The organism is Pinibacter aurantiacus, from assembly GCF_019130065.1.
Lineage (GTDB): Bacteria > Bacteroidota > Bacteroidia > Chitinophagales > Chitinophagaceae > Pinibacter > Pinibacter aurantiacus.
Genome location: NZ_JAHSPG010000012.1, coordinates 203,395 through 222,656, shown reverse-complemented (window position 1 = coordinate 222,656; position 19,262 = coordinate 203,395). Strand labels below are relative to the sequence as shown.

15 protein-coding genes are annotated in these 19,262 nt (G+C 41.1%); 8 read left to right on the top strand and 7 right to left on the bottom strand.

Going from position 1 to position 19,262, the window contains the following annotated elements; all coding sequences use genetic code 11:
• Positions 1-83 precede the first annotated feature (83 nt).
• Positions 84-869, top strand: coding sequence for a lysophospholipid acyltransferase family protein (locus KTO63_RS15395; protein ID WP_217792262.1), 786 nt, complete (start codon positions 84-86; stop codon positions 867-869).
• Positions 870-1,050: 181 nt separating this feature from the next.
• Here KTO63_RS15395 and KTO63_RS15390 read toward each other — a convergent pair whose 3' ends face one another.
• The 3 genes from KTO63_RS15390 to KTO63_RS15380 form a co-directional block, all read right to left on the bottom strand.
• Positions 1,051-2,043, bottom strand: coding sequence for a helix-turn-helix transcriptional regulator (locus KTO63_RS15390; protein WP_217792261.1), 993 nt, complete (start codon positions 2,041-2,043; stop codon positions 1,051-1,053).
• Between the two features lie 44 nt (positions 2,044-2,087).
• Positions 2,088-2,654, bottom strand: a complete 567-nt coding sequence (locus KTO63_RS15385; RefSeq protein WP_217792260.1) for a UbiX family flavin prenyltransferase — start codon at positions 2,652-2,654, stop codon at positions 2,088-2,090.
• 560 nt (positions 2,655-3,214) lie between these two features.
• Positions 3,215-4,471, bottom strand: coding sequence for an aminotransferase class I/II-fold pyridoxal phosphate-dependent enzyme (locus tag KTO63_RS15380; RefSeq protein ID WP_217792259.1), 1,257 nt, complete (start codon positions 4,469-4,471; stop codon positions 3,215-3,217).
• A 221-nt stretch (positions 4,472-4,692) separates the two neighbouring features.
• Between KTO63_RS15380 and KTO63_RS15375 the strand changes: the two genes are divergently transcribed.
• Together KTO63_RS15375 and KTO63_RS15370 are read left to right on the top strand one after the other, a co-directional pair.
• Positions 4,693-5,361, top strand: coding sequence for a FadR/GntR family transcriptional regulator (locus KTO63_RS15375; protein ID WP_232373198.1), 669 nt, complete (start codon positions 4,693-4,695; stop codon positions 5,359-5,361).
• A gap of 20 nt (positions 5,362-5,381) precedes the next feature.
• The gene (locus KTO63_RS15370) at positions 5,382-6,605 is read left to right on the top strand and encodes an MFS transporter (RefSeq protein WP_217792258.1); all 1,224 of its coding nucleotides are present in this window, start codon (positions 5,382-5,384) and stop codon (positions 6,603-6,605) included.
• A gap of 110 nt (positions 6,606-6,715) precedes the next feature.
• Here the strand turns inward: KTO63_RS15370 and KTO63_RS15365 are convergent, their stop codons facing one another.
• On the bottom strand, positions 6,716-7,945 hold the full coding sequence (locus KTO63_RS15365) for a proline dehydrogenase family protein (protein WP_217792257.1): 1,230 nt from the start codon (positions 7,943-7,945) through the stop codon (positions 6,716-6,718).
• 342 nt (positions 7,946-8,287) lie between these two features.
• Here KTO63_RS15365 and KTO63_RS15360 point away from each other — a divergent pair, with 342 nt between their 5' ends.
• The 5 genes from KTO63_RS15360 (at position 8,288) to KTO63_RS15340 (ending at position 16,651) form a co-directional block, all read left to right on the top strand.
• Positions 8,288-9,052: a lipocalin family protein gene (locus KTO63_RS15360; RefSeq protein WP_217792256.1), complete on the top strand. Its 765-nt coding sequence runs from the start codon at positions 8,288-8,290 to the stop codon at positions 9,050-9,052.
• A gap of 101 nt (positions 9,053-9,153) precedes the next feature.
• Positions 9,154-10,257 (top strand): mandelate racemase/muconate lactonizing enzyme family protein, encoded by a 1,104-nt coding sequence (locus tag KTO63_RS15355; RefSeq protein ID WP_232373197.1) that lies wholly within the window; start codon positions 9,154-9,156, stop codon positions 10,255-10,257.
• A 178-nt stretch (positions 10,258-10,435) separates the two neighbouring features.
• Positions 10,436-10,951 (top strand): acyl-CoA thioesterase, encoded by a 516-nt coding sequence (locus KTO63_RS15350; protein WP_217792255.1) that lies wholly within the window; start codon positions 10,436-10,438, stop codon positions 10,949-10,951.
• 206 nt (positions 10,952-11,157) lie between these two features.
• Positions 11,158-13,434, top strand: a complete 2,277-nt coding sequence (locus KTO63_RS15345; protein WP_217792254.1) for a Tex family protein — start codon at positions 11,158-11,160, stop codon at positions 13,432-13,434.
• 184 nt (positions 13,435-13,618) lie between these two features.
• On the top strand, positions 13,619-16,651 hold the full coding sequence (locus tag KTO63_RS15340) for a M12 family metallo-peptidase (protein ID WP_217792253.1): 3,033 nt from the start codon (positions 13,619-13,621) through the stop codon (positions 16,649-16,651).
• A gap of 3 nt (positions 16,652-16,654) precedes the next feature.
• Here the strand turns inward: KTO63_RS15340 and KTO63_RS15335 are convergent, their stop codons facing one another.
• The 3 genes from KTO63_RS15335 to KTO63_RS15325 all read right to left on the bottom strand — a co-directional run bounded on the left by KTO63_RS15335 (position 16,655) and on the right by KTO63_RS15325 (position 19,209).
• Positions 16,655-17,884, bottom strand: coding sequence for a BamA/TamA family outer membrane protein (locus tag KTO63_RS15335; protein ID WP_217792252.1), 1,230 nt, complete (start codon positions 17,882-17,884; stop codon positions 16,655-16,657).
• Positions 17,885-17,993: 109 nt separating this feature from the next.
• Positions 17,994-18,527 carry a hypothetical protein gene (locus KTO63_RS15330; protein WP_217792251.1) on the bottom strand — a complete coding sequence of 178 codons (534 nt, stop codon included), beginning with the start codon at positions 18,525-18,527 and terminating at the stop codon, positions 17,994-17,996.
• A 100-nt stretch (positions 18,528-18,627) separates the two neighbouring features.
• The gene (locus KTO63_RS15325; protein WP_217792250.1) at positions 18,628-19,209 is read right to left on the bottom strand and encodes an RNA polymerase sigma factor; all 582 of its coding nucleotides are present in this window, start codon (positions 19,207-19,209) and stop codon (positions 18,628-18,630) included.
• Positions 19,210-19,262: the final 53 nt, after the last annotated feature.

Below are 19,262 nucleotides of genomic sequence, written 5' to 3'. Positions count from 1 at the left end.
TAATAACTCACAACTTTTTTCCGTAAATTAATTGTTCAAAAGGCTTAAATTGCACGCCATTTCGAATAAAATTAACGCATGAGATGAGTTCACAACCAATAATTGCTCGCTTGAAAAATTTGAATATTGTACGTAAAGTGGTTTACACAATTGTTGGTATATTCTCATATCCAAGACTTGTATGGGTAAACAAGTTTAGAATTGAAGGGGTTGAAAATCTTAAAACTCTTCCCCGGAACAATGTGCTTTTTGTAAGTAATCACCAGACATATTTCGCAGACGTAATTGCGTTTCTTCATATTTTTTGTGCATCGAAATGGGGACGCTATAAAAACACTTTGGGGGTTCCATACTATTTGCTCAATCCCTTCACCAATGTGTACTTCGTATCGGCCGCGGAAACAATGCAAGCCAATTGGGTGAGCCGCTTTTTTGCTCTTGCAGGTGCCATAACTGTAAAACGCACATGGGTAGAAAAAGATAAAAAAGAAGTTCGTAAGGGGCTTGATCCTTCCGATACCAGGAAGATCTTGCGTGCATTGGACACCAGCTGGGTAATCACATTTCCGCAGGGAACCACCAAGGCTTATGCACCCGGACGAAAAGGAACTGCATTGGTGATTAAGCAAACAAAACCAATTGTAGTGCCTGTGGTCATTAGCGGCTTTTGGCGTGCTTTTGATAAAAAAGGATTACGCTTCAAAAAGAAAGGCTCGCTGCTAACTGTAAGGTTCAAAGAACCCATGGAGATTGACTATAACGATACTACCGAAAATATTCTCGAAAAGGTAATGGATGCTATTGAGCAGAGCAAGACGTATATGTTGAAGGGAGCGCATCATAGGGAGAGACTAGGAATTAAGAATTAGAAATTAGAAGTTAGAAATTAGGAGGTGATGCCCTCTGTATAAATTGTAAGCTTATTTATCTTCATAACAAAAGGATCGCATTCAGTACTGAATGCGATCCTTTTGTTATTCTGTTAATTGGTGATTACAACAATCGAGCTCTCTAATTTCTAATTCCTAACTCCTAATTTCTAATTCCTGACTACCCCGCGTGTTTTAACGTTCCGGGCAAAATGCCAAATTCCTTTTTAAAAGCTGTAGCAAAGTTGCTCAGGTTGGAGTAGCCGACGTGCATACCTACCTCCTTCACGGAATAATCACCTGTTAGTAGCATTTCCCTGGCTTTTACCATCCTTTGTTTCTGATAATAGGAATAGATGCCGCTATCATAGACCTCGCGAAAAATGCGCTTTAATTTAGCCGGACTCATGGCTACAGTTGTTGCCAGTTCCTCAATAGTTGGAGGAGAGACGGTCACATCTTTTGTAAGAATTTCTTCCACTTCCTGCAGGCTGGAAATATCGTGCCGGGATATGCGAACGTGTTTTGTGAGTGATTGATTTTTGTCGTACAAACGCGTAAAGAAACGTTCAATGATCAGCATTACGCGATTCTGTACAATGCCGAGCCAGAGTGGATTGTCGTGGCCGGTTTCCATGATTTCGTTGAAGAGCCTTTTGTATTCTGCATCCAGCGGTTCTATATTGCTGCTGGCTGTTTTTAAATTTATGTAGGTGCTTAACACGTCATCGGAGTCGGTTATGCCCAGATGTTTACCTAACCATTCTTTATTAAAAATAATGTTGAGACCTTTTAATGATCCTCCTTTGGTTACGAGGTACGATATATCGAAAATGGTGCTTGTGAGGTAAATGGCGGAATGCTTGTCGTTCGTTTCCTTGTGCTCGTCTGCGTCTATCAAAAACGTGAAGTTGTCGTTGATCGTTATCTCCTCGTATCGCAACGTGTAGTAGTCGTCATGTGTTTTCAGGCGCCTGATACAATAAGTTCCATGAATGCTGTAGTCGGAAATGATAGCTTGCAAATCGTTGGGCAACTCTATCAGTTGCATAAAACCGTGACCTATATGCTCTGGAAAAACAATACGGTCATTGATAACTGTTGTTCCCAAAGCAGCAGCAAAGTCTTGCAGAAAGGTTCGGTAGTCGGTGGTGGTATATTCAAACTTAAACAAAGCAAACAAGTTTTGTTGAATATAATAACAATTATGCGTTTAAACTAGTTCGTTCCCCAGCGAAAAGTTGTTAGAGATAGTCCGGCAAGGTCAATTATTCTGTCTACAACCGTTGCTGCGGCTTCGTCTATAGTTGTCGGTTTACTGTAAAACGATGGGGTGGCAGGACAAATAATTCCTCCGGCAAGTGTAATTGCTTCCATATTTCGAATATGGATAAGGTTGTAAGGCGTTTCTCTCGCGACGCAAATGAGCTTTCTTCTTTCCTTTAGAACCACGTCTGCTGCTCTTGTAATGAGGTCATTTGAAATTCCATGCGCAATACGGCCCAGAGTGCCCATAGAGCAGGGAACTATTATCATTACGTTGTATTGCCCCGACCCTGAGGCGAAGGGTGCGAAAAAGTCCTGTTGTGTGTAAAATTTATAGGGATACTTTTGGTAGTCTTCGTTTCCGAGCTCCGTGCTCCAAACTGTTTTGGCATTTTCCGTCATAACCACGCCTACTTCGTCCCATTGCTCCTTTAGAAGCATGAGCTTGTCCATCAATATTTTCGCATAAATAGAGCCACTTGCGCCTGTTACTGCTATAACTATTCTGTTTTTTGCCATTGTTCCTTTTTTCTGATATCAAAAGTATAGAGGAATGATTGTCTAATTGCATAAATAATTCGCAGAAAACCAGGGGATCCTGAAAAAGGAGCTTGCCGCCCTTACTAAATGTGAAATTTGCAACAATGTCTAAATAAAATATTAAAATTTATTTGAAGACATATGCAACATATCAATATGCGGTGTTGTCTTTAGAGTAGGTTTTTCATAGGATATTGGATTAAAATTTGGGCTGGATTTCTATCCTGGCCCTTTTTTTTTGCATTAAACCCTGTGGATCAAGTAGAAGTACGCGATTTATATATAATATTTTCTAGATGAATTTGATTTCGATCAATAAAGTACTAAAGTTTGCAAAAAAAATTACAAGTGCAACTAAAGTTATCATTTCAACATCTTATATTTGAATTTTCATAGGATAAGGTTTAATGGTTAATGGTATTTGATTAGTGCATCCCGCCCAACAGGCGGGATTTTTTTTGCATTAATTCACAAATAGTTATAAAAAAAGAGTAGTTCGTGGAACTACTCTTTTTATTTGAAATATATACTTAGTAAAATTACAGAGCCTCTGCCATGTCTGGAATTTCCGCAACACGGTACTGCCCTTCATCCAACTTCTTTTTCGTTTCAGTAAATGCAATCAATGTTAATTCAATGTCTTCATCTGTATGAGCTGCAGTTGGAATAAGTCGGTAGATAATGTGACCTTTTGGTATAACCGGATAAACTACGATGGAGCAGAAAATATTGTAGTTTTCTCTCAGATCCAGCACCATTGCAGTTGCTTCAGGAACGTCTCCTTTCATGTAAACCGGTGTAACCATTGTGTTGGTTTTACCAAGATCAAAACCTCTTTCGCGAAGGCCGTTTTGAAGTTTATTGGTAACATCCCACAATCTGTTTTTCAATTCAGGCATTGTTTGCAGCATTTCCATGCGTTTCAACATCCCTTCCACGATAATAAGCGGTAAGCTTTTAGCGAAGATCTGAGATCTTGTGTTGTAACGGAGGTAAGCCAAAACATCTTTACGACCGGCTATAAATGCGCCGATGCTACCCATAGACTTTACGAATGTAGAAAAGTAAAGATCAATTTCATCCTGAACGTCTTGTTCTTCATCTGTACCGGCACCTGTTTTACCCATTGCACCAAAACCATGCGCATCATCGATCAAGATGCGGAACTCATATTTCTTTTTAAGATCAACGATTTCCTTTAATTTACCCTGATCGCCGCTCATGCCGTACACACCTTCTGTGATCAACAAAATACCACCACCGGTTTTTTCAACCATTTTAGCAGCACGTTGCAATTGCTTTTCGCAATCTTCAATATCGTTATGTTTGAAAGTATAGCTATAACCCATATGCAAACGAACGCCGTCAACAATACAAGCGTGGCATTCTGCATCGTACACGATAACATCCCTTCTGTTTACCAGTGCATCAATACAGCTCATGATACCCTGATAGCCGAAGTTCAGCAACATTGCATCTTCCCTTTTTGTAAAACCGGACAAAACTTTTTCCAGTTGGTCATGATATTTAGTGTTACCACTCATCATGCGGGCACCCATAGGATAACCCATGCCCCATCTTGCAGCGGCTTCTGTATCTGCTTTTCTCACCTCAGGATGGTTTACAAGTCCGAGGTAGTTGTTTAAGCTCCAAACGATTCTTTCTTTTCCTCTGAACGTCATTCTGCTCCCCAGTTCACCTTCCAGTTTTGGAAACGCAAAATAGCCATGTGCTCTTTTCATGTGCTGACCTATCGGACCACCGTCCTTCACTAGTTTTTCAAAAACATCTGCCATATTATAAAATGTGGATTATGGGTTTTTTAAAAAAAATAATCGCAAAGTTAAGGTATTGGCCGGAAAGAGTATGATCAGAGGCCGCAGGATACGGCCTTTTAATCGGCACTTTCGCTTGAATAGCAGCGTAATTTCAGGTTTGTGGAAAACTACCCCAAAAACGGGCCAATGGAATTATGTTTTGACAGGCCAAACTTCTAGTTTTGTAAACATCTGATGATATGATGAATGAAACTAAAATAAGCAAATTGAGTCTTGCAGAAGAAGTCGCCGGACGATTGAAAGATCTGATTGGTTCCGACAGATACGAGGTTGGCGACAAGCTTCCTACAGAGCCTGAATTAATGGGACAGTTTGGTGTAGGCCGCTCGTCGATACGGGAAGCAATAAGAATTCTTACAAATGATGGGTTTATAAAAGTGAGACAAGGGACTGGGACCACCATTGTTTCCAAAACCGGCTTTGGTGAACCCTTATCGCAAAGGTTGATGAGGGCGAAATTCGATGAAGTGAATGAAGTACGCCTTGCCATAGAAGAAAAGATCGTGGAGATGGCTGTGGTGCGAAGATCTGAAGCGGATGTCGCGAAAATGAAACAAGCAATTTTGTTACGAAGAAAATATGCGCAGGCGCAGGATGTTGCTGCATGTATCCAGGCAGATATTGATTTTCATATTGCCATTGCAGAGGCCTCGGCCAACAGTGTTATGGTGGAGATATACCAGACTGTTGCCATGCATTTAAAGAATATGTTTTTAGAAAAATTTCAAAGCACTGACGTCTTCATGGAAACGCAGGGTATGCACGAGCAACTCCTGAAAGCCATTGCTGATAAGGATTTGCGGCGATCTTTGATTGTTTCGAAGAACATAGCAACTCATAGAAAATAACTTTACAAATTGACCAGATAATGAAAACAACAGCAGAACAACCATCGGTAACAGTCGCAAAGGAAGTAGCAGAAAAAACAGTCTATTCAGTACTGGTTGCTTTAAGTGTTTCGCATTTATTGAATGATACTTTGCAGTCTTTAATTCCAGCGATTTATCCGCTGGTGAAGGAATCTCTTAAACTGAACTTTACGCAAATAGGATTGATCACCTTAGTGTTTCAATTGTCGGCCTCTTTATTGCAACCTCTTGTTGGCTTGTATACCGACAAAAAACCGCAACCATTTTCGCTTGCAATAGGCATGAGTTTTACGTTAAGCGGCCTGGTTTGTTTGTCTTTTGCTTCCACCTTTCCAATGGTGCTTGTGTCTGTGGCATTGGTGGGAATTGGTTCTTCCATCTTTCATCCTGAAGCTTCAAGACTCGCGCACATGGCGGCGGGAAGCAAACACGGCATGGCTCAATCGCTGTTCCAGGTGGGCGGAAATGCGGGTAGTTCTTTAGGCCCATTGTTGGCGGCGGCAATCATTGTGCCGTTAGGACAAAGACATGTTATCTGGTTTTCTTTGGCCGCTTTGGTAGCGATAGTGATTATGATAAACATTGGGAAATGGTATAAGCAAAATACTGGTCGCATTAAGAGCAAGAAATCGAGAACGGTTAGCATGGACAATCATTTGCCAAAATCAAAAATTGTATTGTCCGTAGCCATTTTGCTGGTGCTTATTTTCTCCAAATATTTCTACATGGCGAGCATGACAAGCTACTACACTTTTTACCTGATCGACAAGTTTCATGTATCGGTTCAAAGCGCACAGATTTATCTTTTCGTATTCCTGTTTTCAGTAGCTGCCGGAACCTTTCTGGGCGGGCCTTTGGGCGATAGGATCGGTCGTAAATATGTAATCTGGATATCTATACTGGGGGTAGCACCGTTTTCACTTTTGTTGCCTCATGTAAACCTTTTTTGGACAGGCATTTTAAGTGTATTTATAGGTTTGATATTGTCCTCTGCATTCTCAGCCATCTTAGTGTATGCACAAGAGTTGATACCGGGCAAAGTAGGTACCATTGCAGGTTTATTTTTCGGCTTTGCGTTTGGTATGGGTGGTATCGGCTCTGCACTCTTAGGAAAACTGGCTGATCAAACGAGCATTCAGCATGTGTACCAGGTGTGTGCGTTTTTGCCGCTGATAGGGTTGTTGACGGGGTTTTTGCCCAATTTGAAGAAAATTAATAATTAATAATTAATAGGGGTAGCACTTAAATAAGAAGTTGCATTTTCTTTTTTTAAAACAAAAGAAAGGCCGCATTCATACACGAATGCGGCCTTATTAATTACTAATTTTAATTATTAATTGGCTCTCCGTTTTATTTCTTTCTCAATCAAACTCAACTCTCTTCCTGTTTGTCCGCTTAGAGAACTATTTTCTTCTGCACGGCGCATCAGGTAAGGAACCACATCTTTGATAGGACCGAATGGCAAATATTTGCTAACGCTGCAACCTGCTTTCGCAAGATTGAAAGTGATGTTATCACTCATGCCATACAATTGCGAAAAGTGCACGTGTGGATGATCTAATGGAAAGCCTTTTAACAGTAGTTCTTCTGTAACAAACAGGTTACTGTATTCATTGTGCGAAGCAACTATCAAAGCAACGTTGTTAATGTTGTCTACGCAAAGATCCACGGCTGCATTATAATCTCTGTCTGTTGCTTCTTTATTGGGCTGTATGGGGGAAGGGTAGCCCATTTCTTCGGCACGGTCCCTTTCTTTTTCCATGTAAGCACCACGAACGATTTTTGCCCCCAAAACATATTTTCTTTCAATGGCCATTTGCAACGCTTCTTCCAGGAACTGCAAACGATCATGTCTGTACATTTGAAGCGTATTGTAAATAACGATTGATTTGTGATTGAATTTCTCCATCATCTTTGTTGTCAATGCATCTACAGGCTCTTGTATCCATGTCTCCTCTGCATCTACTAAAACGCCAACATTTTTTTCGTAACCGGCCTTGCTGATTTTTTCAACACGGTCTACAACTCTTTGCCATTCTGCCTTTTCTTCAGCGCTTAATTGCTGCAGGGCTTTGTCATAGCATTGCAGCAGATCGCCTCTTTGTTTGTTCATCAAAGCATTGATATTTTCCAGTAACTCAAATCTTGCAAGACCTGTTACTTTAATGCTCATGAACGGAATATTTTTTTGCGTAGCAGCATAATTGATAACGCGTAAAAATTCCTCGGTAGAATGATCAAACCCTTGTTCTCCGTCGTTTCCGCCTTCTACACCATAATCAAGAATAACCTGAACATGATATTTGCCTAATGTTTCTGCAACAGATTTTGTTTGCTCAAGTGTTTCTCCGCCAACAAACTGTTGGAAAATAGTACTACGGATCAAGCCTTTCACCGGCAGTCTTAATTTGATTGCCAAAGGAGTAAGGGCCATACCAGCTTTTACAAGAAAATTATTTTTCATGCAAGAGAAAAGAAAACGTGCTTTCTTCAGGAGTTTGTCGGACTTGTACTCAAATGCGTTAGCTGTATTGTCAAAAGAAATTTTGGGGAGTGTATTCATAGTGACATTTTAAAAAAATGAATCAGCAAAATTACGGAAACCCTTTCCCGGTAGGTGTTTTTTAAATAAAAATGACACAATCGATTGATTAGTGAATCGAAGTGTAGAAAAATAGAATGGCAATAGTTATTTTTAAATAAATTACGTTGTTTGTTGAAATACATCAAATTGGCAAGAGTCTTGTAAAGAATATGTTAGTTCCTTTTTTATTAAGAATAATATATAAACACTTTTATAAATTGCTGATCGGGTTACTCTATGAACTTTTCCAGTTGAGGCATGATATTATAGTGAACAATTCACGCTGGCAGGTGATCTTTAAAAACAACAAAAAGTAGACAGATGAAAAATATTCTCGGAGTACTGTTTCTTGCATTAACGTTCTTGAGCGCATGTAACAATGCGTCACAATCGAAAAATGAGGGCAAAGACACGATAGCAGTGGTTAAGGAGAAAAAGGTAAATCTCAGTGCGGGCAAATATCTTGGCGCATGGATCTGTCAAAAGCCGGGAAAAGGAGGGCAGGTGGAAGGTTTCAAACTAAAGGAGGACAGTATTGCCGAATCCATTAATACACCCACGCTGGATTATAAAAAATGGTGGCTCACCGGCGACACACTTGTGTTCGTAATTGAAAGCAATATGGGCAATGCACCTGCAACAATGGTGCGTGATACAATGGTGGTGTTAAACGTAAACAATGATTCTCTTGTCACTGCAGCGATTCAAAAACGCAGCGCTCGGACGATTTACAGGAAACAAAACATGCCGAATGTTGCCTTAACTGATGCGAAATGGAAACTTACGAAAATGGATGGTGCATTAATCAGCGACAGTGCTTACATACAATTTGATACAATGGACCTAAAATTTACCGGCTATGGGGGGTGCAATTTTATTCGCGGTAATTATAGAACAGGCATTGCTTCGCTAAGAATGAATCACCTTGCAAGCACCAAAAAAATGTGTGCGCCCGAAATCAATGCAGTGGAGACAAAACTATTTGCCTACATACAATCTACCAATAATTATTTCATTGTGGGAGATGAGCTGCAACTACGCGAAGGCTCGAAAACACTGGCTGTTTTTAAGGCAATAGGAAATTAAGGGGGAAGTCAAAAATCAAAAGTCAAAATCGCGCGGTTGTTACGACTAGAGGGTGCGTTCACAAACTCAAAACTCAGAACTAAAAACTCAAAACTCATATCTTGATCTTTACAGCATTCGAAATATACAAATACAGCATTCCCATGCATCCTTTTACTATAGCAACGGGAACAATGAATTTTGCGCAAAACATTTTCATCAAAGCTTTTACAAATGAGAACATTGTTGGAGTGGGGGAGTGCTCTGCGTTTCCAATGATCGTGGGTGAAACACAGGAGACATGTTTTGTAATGGCAAAAGATTTTGCGCAGTTGTGGAAGAACAAAGATGCACTGGACATTGAAGCAAGAATGAGTGAATTACATGCATTTACAGCTTATAATGCAACCATTAAAAGTGCGTTTGACATGGTGCTGTACGACATTGCTGCAAAGCAGGCGGGCAAACCATTGTATTCATTTCTTAATGCAAATACGAAGCAAAAAGAAATGATCACCGACCTTACAATTGGCATAGACACCCCGGAAAATATGGCTGCAAAAGCGGCAGCGTTTATCGAACGTGGTGTGCAGATCATTAAAATAAAGTTGGGAAAACATCCTGCCGAGGATGTAGAAAGAGTAAAACAAATAAGGGAAGCTGTTCATCCATCTACCACGCTGCGTGTAGATGCAAATCAGGGCTGGAGCTATGCAGACGCTGAGTTTGCATTGAACGAGATTAGTCGCTTTGATGTCGAATTTTGCGAACAGCCGATGCGAAGACATCATGATCCCGTTTTACCTGAGCTCACATTGAACTCTCCTGTAAAAATAATGGCGGATGAAAGCGTATTTGATCATCATGATGCGAAGCGCCTAATCGCTACCAAAGCGTGTGATTATGTGAACATAAAATTCGCCAAAAGCGGTGGCATTCTTGAAGCGATAAAAATAAATGAAGTTTGCAAGCAGGGTAACATTCCGTGCATGATGGGTGGCATGCTGGAAAGCAGACTTGCCCTTACTGCCTTTGCTCATTTTGCAAAAGCGACTGACAATATCCGTTTTTATGATATGGACACCTGTATGCTTGGCCACAAACTTGATCCGGTAAAAGGAGGCATTTCCTTCAATAATTTTTCTGTTACCGTTCCCGAAGAACCGGGTATAGGCGCGGATGTAGACGCTGAATTCCTGAAGTCTCTGGAAAGCGCCTTAATTTGATAATTTGAAGATTTGAAAATTTGAAAATGCTTTCTGTGTTGCTTTCAAATTTGCATGTGATCTTTCAATATTTTAGAGCTGAAAAAAATAGAAAAGCTGCATTCGCAGCATTTTCAAATTTTCAAATCTTCAAATTCTCAAATTACACTAGATTTGCGCCACATTATAAAAATTAAATATGGACGCAAAAAGAGCAGCAGAAAGCGCAATCATAATGACGGAATTGGTGCTACCGAATGATACCAATCTCTTCAATAACCTTATGGGTGGTCGCTTAATGTATTGGATGGACATCGCAGCGGCACTGGCTGCACAAAAACATTGCAATATGCCTGTTGTAACGGCTTCCGTTGACAATATTTCTTTTGAATCACCTATTAAACTGGGCAACGTGGTGCATATTGAAGCAAAGGTGAGTCGCGCTTTTACCACTTCTATGGAGGTGCATTTGAGAATCTGGGGAGAAGACCTGGCAAAAAGGGTAAAATATAAAAGCAACGAGGCATACTATACATTCGTAGCACTTGATGAAAACAACAAACCTACAGCTGTACCGGGTTTTGTTGCGGAAACAGACGAGGAAAAGGCGCTTTTTGAAGGAGCATTGCGCCGACGCCAGCTTCGCCTGATCCTGGGTGGTAAAATGAAGCCAGACGACGCGAAAGAACTAAAGGCATTGTTTATTAAAGACTAAGTAAATATTCAAAATTCAAAAGTCAAAAGTCAAAAAGGGGTGTTCGATTTTCGGAGAGTCTTTTTTGAATTTTGACTTTTTATTTTTGTCTTTTTTTATACGTCTTTCCTGATAAAAAATCAAAGTTTTTTCTTTCAATTCATACCTTACATTTGCTCCCCGCTTTTCCAAAAAAGCGAAAATCGTTTCTTTAAAAATATTTACTCATGGAACCGAAGTACGTACAAAAAGCTGCGGAAAAATTAAGCCTATCTATTAAGCAGATTACAAATATTCACGACATGAATGCTGAAGGGGCAACCATTCCGTTTATGGCGCGATACAGGAAGGAAGCTACAGGAAACCTCGACGAGGTGGTGATCAACAATGTAGTGGAGGAAATCAAGTATTTCAACGAGCTTGAGAAACGAAAAGAAACAGTTATCAAAACAATTGAAGGCCTGGGTAAATTAACGCCGGAGCTTAAACAACGTATTGACGATTGTTATGACGCTACTGAACTGGAAGATATTTACCTGCCTTACAAGCCAAAACGTAAAACAAGGGCCACGCAAGCCATTGAAAAAGGTTTGGAGCCGTTGGCAAAATTACTTTTCGAACAAGGCAACGAAGTTCCGGATGAAGAAGCGGCAAAATACCTGAACGATCTTGTAAAAGACAATAAAGAAGCATTGCAGGGTGCAAGAGATATTATTGCAGAATGGGTGAGTGAAAATGAGCAGGCAAGAAATAAGGTGCGCCAGATATTTAAAGAAACATCTGTATTGCAGGCAAAAGTTTTGTCGAGCAAAAAAGATGACCCTGAGGCGCAGAAATACCGTGACTATTTTGAGTTCAACGAACCGCTTTCCCAAAGTCCTTCCCACAGAATTTTAGCGATCCGCCGTGGCGAAAAGGAAGGCTACCTGATCATGGATCTTAACGTCGACAAAACAACAGGCGTAGAAGATCTTGAAAGAATATTTGTAAAAGCGAGCAACCCTGCTGCAGGTGAAGTGAAGAAAGCAATTGATGATTCATTCGATCGTTTGCTGAAGCCTTCTATCGAAAATGAATACCGTCTGCTTAGTAAAACAGATGCTGATGAAGAAGCGATAAAAGTATTCGCGGAAAATCTTCGTCAGTTGTTGCTGGCTTCTCCGCTGGGTTCAAAACGTGTATTGGCAATCGATCCGGGTTTCCGTACCGGTTGCAAAGTGGTTTGTCTTGATGAGCAGGGGAATTTCCTTCACAACACAACTATCTACACCTTATCCCAGCATCAAACGGATGAAGCGATTCACGAGTTAAAATATCTCGTAAACAAATACGACATCGAAGCTATTGGTGTTGGTAATGGTACTGCAGGTCGTGAAACAGAGCAACTCGTTCGTAACATAGACTTTGGTAAGCACGTAAGTATATTCATGGTGAATGAAAGCGGCGCGTCTATTTACTCCGCATCAGAAGTGGCACGTGAAGAGTTTCCTGATCAGGATGTAACCGTTCGTGGTTCTATCAGCATTGGCCGTCGCTTGCTTGATCCACTGAGTGAGTTGGTAAAAATCGATCCGAAGTCAATTGGCGTGGGTCAGTACCAGCACGACGTAAACCAAACACGTTTGAAAGAAAGCCTTGACAAAGTAGTAGAAAGTGCGGTGAACCACGTAGGCGTTGACTTGAATACAGCGAGTAAGCATTTGCTGAACTACGTTTCCGGTTTGAGCGCAACACTCGCAAAAAACATTGTTGAATACAGAGCAAAAAATGGTGCTTTCAAAACTCGTGATGAGCTGAAGAAAGTGAGTTTGATGGGGCCAAAAACATTCGAACAGTGTGCGGGCTTCTTACGCATTCGCAATGCAGACAATCCGCTTGACAACAGCGCTGTACACCCTGAAAGTTATTCAGTTGTGCAAGCAATGGCTAAAGATTTGAATTGTTCAGTAGAAGATCTGATCAAGCAAAATGATTTGCGCAAACAGATCAACCGCAAACAATATGTATCTGAAAAAGTAGGTGAGTTCACCATCGATGATATCCTGAAAGAACTTGAAAAACCAGGCCGGGACCCGCGTGAACAGATTGAAGAGTTCCGTTACGATGAAACCATCAAAACCATTGAAGATGTAAAAGTAGGAATGACTGTGCCCGGCATCGTTACAAACATTACCAACTTTGGTGCGTTTGTTGACATCGGCGTAAAACAGGATGGTTTGGTTCACATTTCTCAGCTAAGCAATTCTTACATCAGCGATCCAAACGAAGCCGTTAAACTGCAACAAAAAGTAATGGTAACGGTAACCGAAGTGGATGTTGCGAGAAAGCGTATTGGCCTGAGCATGAAGGACGGCAGCAAACCTGCAAGAGACAACAAAGAGCAGGGCCAAAGAAGTGGTGGCAACCAAAACCTCAAAAAACCACAACAGGGCGGCGGTAAACCACAGCCATTAAATCCGTTCCAGGCAAAACTGATGGACATTAAGAAGAAGTTCAACGACTAATAAAATTGAAATAATTCCCGTAAAGACGCGACACTGTCGCGTCTTTTTTGTTTACGCTGATTGCAAGATGTGTACACCACCTCATTACTAAATCGTAAAAATACCTTCCTTCTCTAGTATTTGCCCTAAAAATGGAGTAATTTAAAAGAGTCGTGCATTGCAATGACCCCTAAAAACCTTAGCTATGCCAGCGAAACATTTTTTGAAAGGAAGTTTGCTTTTTCTTTTAGTTGTAATACAAATTTCTCTCTTCGCGCAAAACAAGCAACCTTCCCGTTTATATCAAATGGTGCAATCCAGGCAACAGAAATTATCTCAAAAAGGAAGTCTGCCGAAAATGTCGCTGTTTCAAAAAGCTTTGCCAATTCAGCAACTCAACAGAATTATTCCGGATAGTATCATATCAAAGAGAACCATATTATCGCTTAATGGGAATTTGCAATCAACACTGCTTCGCAGTAATTCGGAACTGGTTAAACTCGAAATCCCCACAGTGGAAAGGAGCTTCGATCTTGTGTTGATGAAGCAGGAAATAAGTCCTGTAAATAAAAGTGTTTTGCCCGCATTGAAAAGAACGGGCAAGAGTGTACATTATCGTGGCTATGTTGACGGCGATCCCAATTCGCTAGCGGCTTTCAGCGTTTTTGAAGATGGTAGTGTGGTAGGATTGTTTCTCAATAAAACAGGTAATTATGTTCTAACAAAATTAAAGAACAGCGATCAGTATATTGTTTACAATGATGCGGATCTGAAAATAAAGGAGCCGTTTACTTGCCTTACAAAAGATGATGAAGTTACACCAACTGCAGGAGGAAAGATAAGCGGAGCGGGCGTGCCGTCAGTTACGAGTCTTGGAGAAACACAATGCCGTAAAGTGAAATGTTATTGGGAAACAGACGATCATACCTACCAGAATTTTGATAACGATTACACCGCAACAGAAAATTTTGTACTGGCGTTATTCAACGAAGTAGCGGCGCTATATCAAAATGAAGGGATTGTTATGGAATTGTCGGCCTATAAAATATGGACCACACAGGATCCGTATGGAAGTGATGACACTTACATTGCATTGACTGATTTTAAAACAAACTGGAACAATCAGAACAATAGTTTTGATGGCGACCTGGCGTTTCTGATATGTGGTAGAAACGGCGATGGGCTGGGCTATGTAGGCGGTCTGTGTAACCGGCAGTATGCTTATGGTGCTTTTGGAATGAATCCCAAAAACGTAGTTCCCTGGCAAACATATTCCTGGAACGTAATGGCAACATCGCATGAACTTGGTCATTTGCTTGGTTCAAACCATACACAATGGTGTGGCTGGAAAACAGGTCCGGGCAATACTTGCGGAGCCATTGACAATTGCGCGGCAACAGAGGGCGCCACTGATTGTCCTACATGTTCCTACACAATTTTTAACAATGCAGACCCGGTTGATGCATGGCATGGCACCATCATGAGTTATTGCCATTTGCAGCCCCGGGGAATTCTGATGATCAATGGATTTGGCCAAATACCGGGCGATTTTATCAGGGGCAATGTATCGAGAGCGGCCTGCCTTGAACAAATAGGTGTATGTCCGTGTGAACCGCCTGTTGGTTTAACTGCGTTCGGGACAAGTGATCCGGATCTATCGCAAATAACATGCAGATGGACGCCGAATGCTAATGCTGACTATTATTTTCTGGAATATAAAAAAGTTAGTGACCCCGACTGGATGGTGATGCAGCCTATTCTTACTAACGAGTACACTTTTTTTATTGAAGCCGGCACCAATTATGTGTATCGTGTGGAATCGCACTGCCCTACAGGTATAAGTACAAAAAGCGAAGAATATCAATTCTCTTTGCCTTGCTCAACCCCTTATCTCATAAGCGTTTTAAACATTTCATCAACTTCTGTACTTGTTACATGGAAGGGTTTTAGTGGCGCAAAAACATTTACGCTGGAATACAAAAAAGCGTCTGACAATGTATGGATCTCAATAGACGGTATTGCGGAAGGGTCGCAATTATTGTCGAACCTGGAAGCCAACACTCAATACAACTATCGAATGAAAAAACAGTGTAACGATTATGAGAGTACGTACACTGATGTGGGGACATTTACAACCACCTGCCAACCTCCTACATTACCAGGCGAATTTATTTCCGGCAATACTGTATTACTGTTCTGGACGGCAGCTCCGCAAAATCCTTCTTATGTTATTGAGTATCGAAAAACAAATGAGACAGACTGGACAACTGTTAATACGGCGGAGAAAGCCACCTCACAGGTAATTGCCAATTTCCAGGCGGGTGAGGAATATGTGTACAGAATCAAAGCGAAATGTGCGGAAGGATTTTACAGCGATTATACTGCTGAAAGAACCTTTTCCATAGCGTGTGCTGCACCAACTTCCGTGACGTCCGATCCTAAAGAAGATAATGCTTCGGTTATATGGAATTCAATGGGCGCGCAGTCTTACGATTTTCAATACCGGAAAACTGGCGACAATAGCTGGATAAGTAGCAATGTAACTGATGCCCGCATTAATTTAACCAATCTGCGAAAAGGAACCGTTTATGAGTTTGGTATTTTCAGTCAATGCCGCTTGGTTAAAAGCACCACGAGTTTGCAAGGTACTTTTAGAACTTTGGGAGAGCCGTTGCCGTTAAGTTTAACTGACTTCGAAGGCTCTCATGTTGGCAACGATAATGTTTTACGCTGGAGCACCCATGACGAAGTAAATACGAGCAAATTTGAAATAGAATACAGTGCAGATAATACAAGCTATCAATTGGCTGGAACCGTTGCTGCGGCCGGCACCAGCAACTCATCTTTACAATACCATTTCACACACAGCAATGTCAGCATAGACGCATACTACCGTTTGAAGATGATCGATATTGACGGATCATTTACTTATAGCAACACGATTTTGATTAAAGGAAATAATGATCAGAGAGCGTGTGTATTGCTGAATGACGCAGTGTATCCGATTCCGTTTGAAGATAAGTTTACCATGAACATTTACTCCTGCACATTACAAACTGCGAAAATTATTTTGCGAAGCATTGATGGAAAATTGTTGAGAAATGAAACGGTCACACTTAAAAAAGGAACAGCTTCTTATGAACTAAATCAACTCGGTTCATTAAGCTCCGGTTCATATTCACTGCAAATCATTCCGCAAAAAGGAGAGGTGATCGTGAGGAAAGTGGTGAAGAGATGAGGACTAAAAGATTTCTCCCAAATTAACAAACAACCCTTTTGATCCATTGAGTCCGAAGCCGTAGTCAATAGCAATATTTGCTTTGGAAATTTTGTTCACTTTAATACGGAGGCCAAGTCCTGCGGCGGGTGCAGCGTTGTCGAAATGAAGACCCGGACCGTTGGAGAAGCTTTGCGCATTGGCAAATACCACGCCGCCGAAAAGTCCATTACGCGAAATCTGGAAACGGTATTCGCTTTCGAGATATAGCATGTTATAGCTTCTGTAGCGCCCCTGAATATAACCCCGGCCGGTATTGTTGAACGAATCCCAGCCCGTACTTGGTAAATCAAGGTAAGGTGGCTTGCCTGATGGAGTGAGCCAGTCAAGGTTCCAAAACGCCAGTACGTTTTTGCTACCTTTTGGAAAATTGATATATTTTCTTACGTCAATTGTCAACGACTGCCAGTTGTTGTCACTTCCAAATATGGTGAGGTTGGGCCTGTACACAACATTTGCGAAAAAGCCCTGTGAAGGATTGATCGAGTTTTTCCTGCTGTCAAATAAAACGGTTGCGACAGGTCCAGAAGCAAGCGTTTTTGGCGGTAGACCATATTCCGCTACGTCCTTGTTGTATCCCTTTTCATCTATATCCCAATGGTAGTCCAGAAAGTAACCCAGCCCAAGATATAGTGAACTTGTTATGCGTTTTTGTACCGACTGGTGCAGTCGCAAATGGTAGTAATCGATATTGTCTGCGTTTTCAATCTGGCTGTGTCCGCCCAGACCGTAGGTATCCTGCGGGTACTTGTAAAATCGCCAATCCGCTGAAATATTCCATTCGTTGTTTTTCGTCCAGACCGTTAAAAAAACAGGAAGCGTTAACTGACTGTATTGGGTATAATTGGCGCTGACCGTAAGACTGGAGATATTGGTTGTTTTAGGATCACTTAAATATGTCGCAACATTCGCGCTGAGAATGGCCGTCCAACCGCTGGAAAGGGTATACCCAACAGCCGGTACAACAGAGTAAAGAAACTTGTGTGGCTGTATGGTGGTATCTACAACTTTAACCGGTTTATTTTTTCGCAAAGAATGCATGACATCTATCAAATCCTTTTCAGGCACCTCCTTGCGGCTGGTATCGAATGTTGGTGTAAACTGTCTGACGATGGATGTATCCTGTGCAAAAACATTTGCGGAGAAAACTCCGCAAATTATAAAAGTGACTATTATTAGAAGATTCTTTGCCAATAGGTCAATATCCTTTGTTCAAAATGTTGAACAGTGCTGATTTACAACTAAACAACAAAAATAGCGGATTCGACCTTATTAAATTGAGTAAGTTTAATTGATTAAACGGTTAAATGGCTGTGTTTGTCGAGTCTTGCGCCAACAGCTTCTTCTTCTTAACCGAAAGGTACTTATCAAATAACACCAGGCCGATCATCACGTTCAGCATCAGGAATATGTTCACGTATGTGCTGCTGAATATTTTGCCGTAATTAATCTTAGAGATATCAAATGGCATACCACCACCAGCTCCGGCAGAGGCCCAGTTTACGTTTGCAAAAACATACACAAACATTGCCACAATAATGGTTATAAACACGGTGGCAATGCCGTAGATGATCTTCTTGTTGATGTAGGTAGAGGCCGCCGGCGCAATTTTGTATTTGGCAATATCTTCCATCACATTTTGCGTGAAGCGCATAGAAGGCTCGTCGAGTTCAATGCTTTCCTGCAAAAGAATATTGGCCTTCAAAATCTCTTTATACCTATGGCGCCACGCGCTGTCGGTTTCCAGCAATTTGTCAATCACACTTCTTTCATGGGCACTGGAAATACCATCAACGTAGTCCCATAATCTTTCTTCCATATTGCTATTTGTGTCCATAATAATGTGTTTTATAAAAGTATGAGATCAAAATTTAAATAAAAAGTAAAAAATGAATAGTCAAAATCCTTGCTTGACAAAACGGGTAGTTAATTAGAAATTACCTGAGATCACTGAGTTCTGCCACGAAATGCTTTTCCATTTTTTCTCTTAATCGTTGCCTTGCCCGGTGCAACCGCACCTTTACAGTGTTTGTTTCCAAACCCATAATTGTAGCTATTTCATCCAGGCTTTGTTCTGCCTTGTAAAATAAGGTGATCACCTGGGCATCATCAGGCGAGAGCAGCGCAATGGCACTGTTCACCATATTGATTTTGGACTTTTGTTCCACTTCATTTGCAGTAAAACCGGAATTCAGGTTCTCGGCTCTTGCAAATACATTTTCCTGGTCAAGAGAAAATACATCCTGTTTTTTGCGTCTTAAATGAGTTATGCAGGTAGTAGAAGTAATTGTATAAAGCCATGTGCTGAACTTACTATCGCCGCGAAAATCTGCCAGGCTGCGATAAGCTTTAACGAAAACATCCTGCGAAATCTCTTCCGCATCCTCGCGACTCTCAACATATCGCAGAATAATGGTAAAAACGAAATTCTGGTATCGTTTTACCAATTCCGCAAACACCTGCTGATTGCCCCGAAGCACCTGCACAATTAAATCATTGTCTGAAGGTTGTGTTGTCATTGGTATTGTTTGACGACTTTGGAAAGGTGGAGGTTACAGGAAAACAATTAATA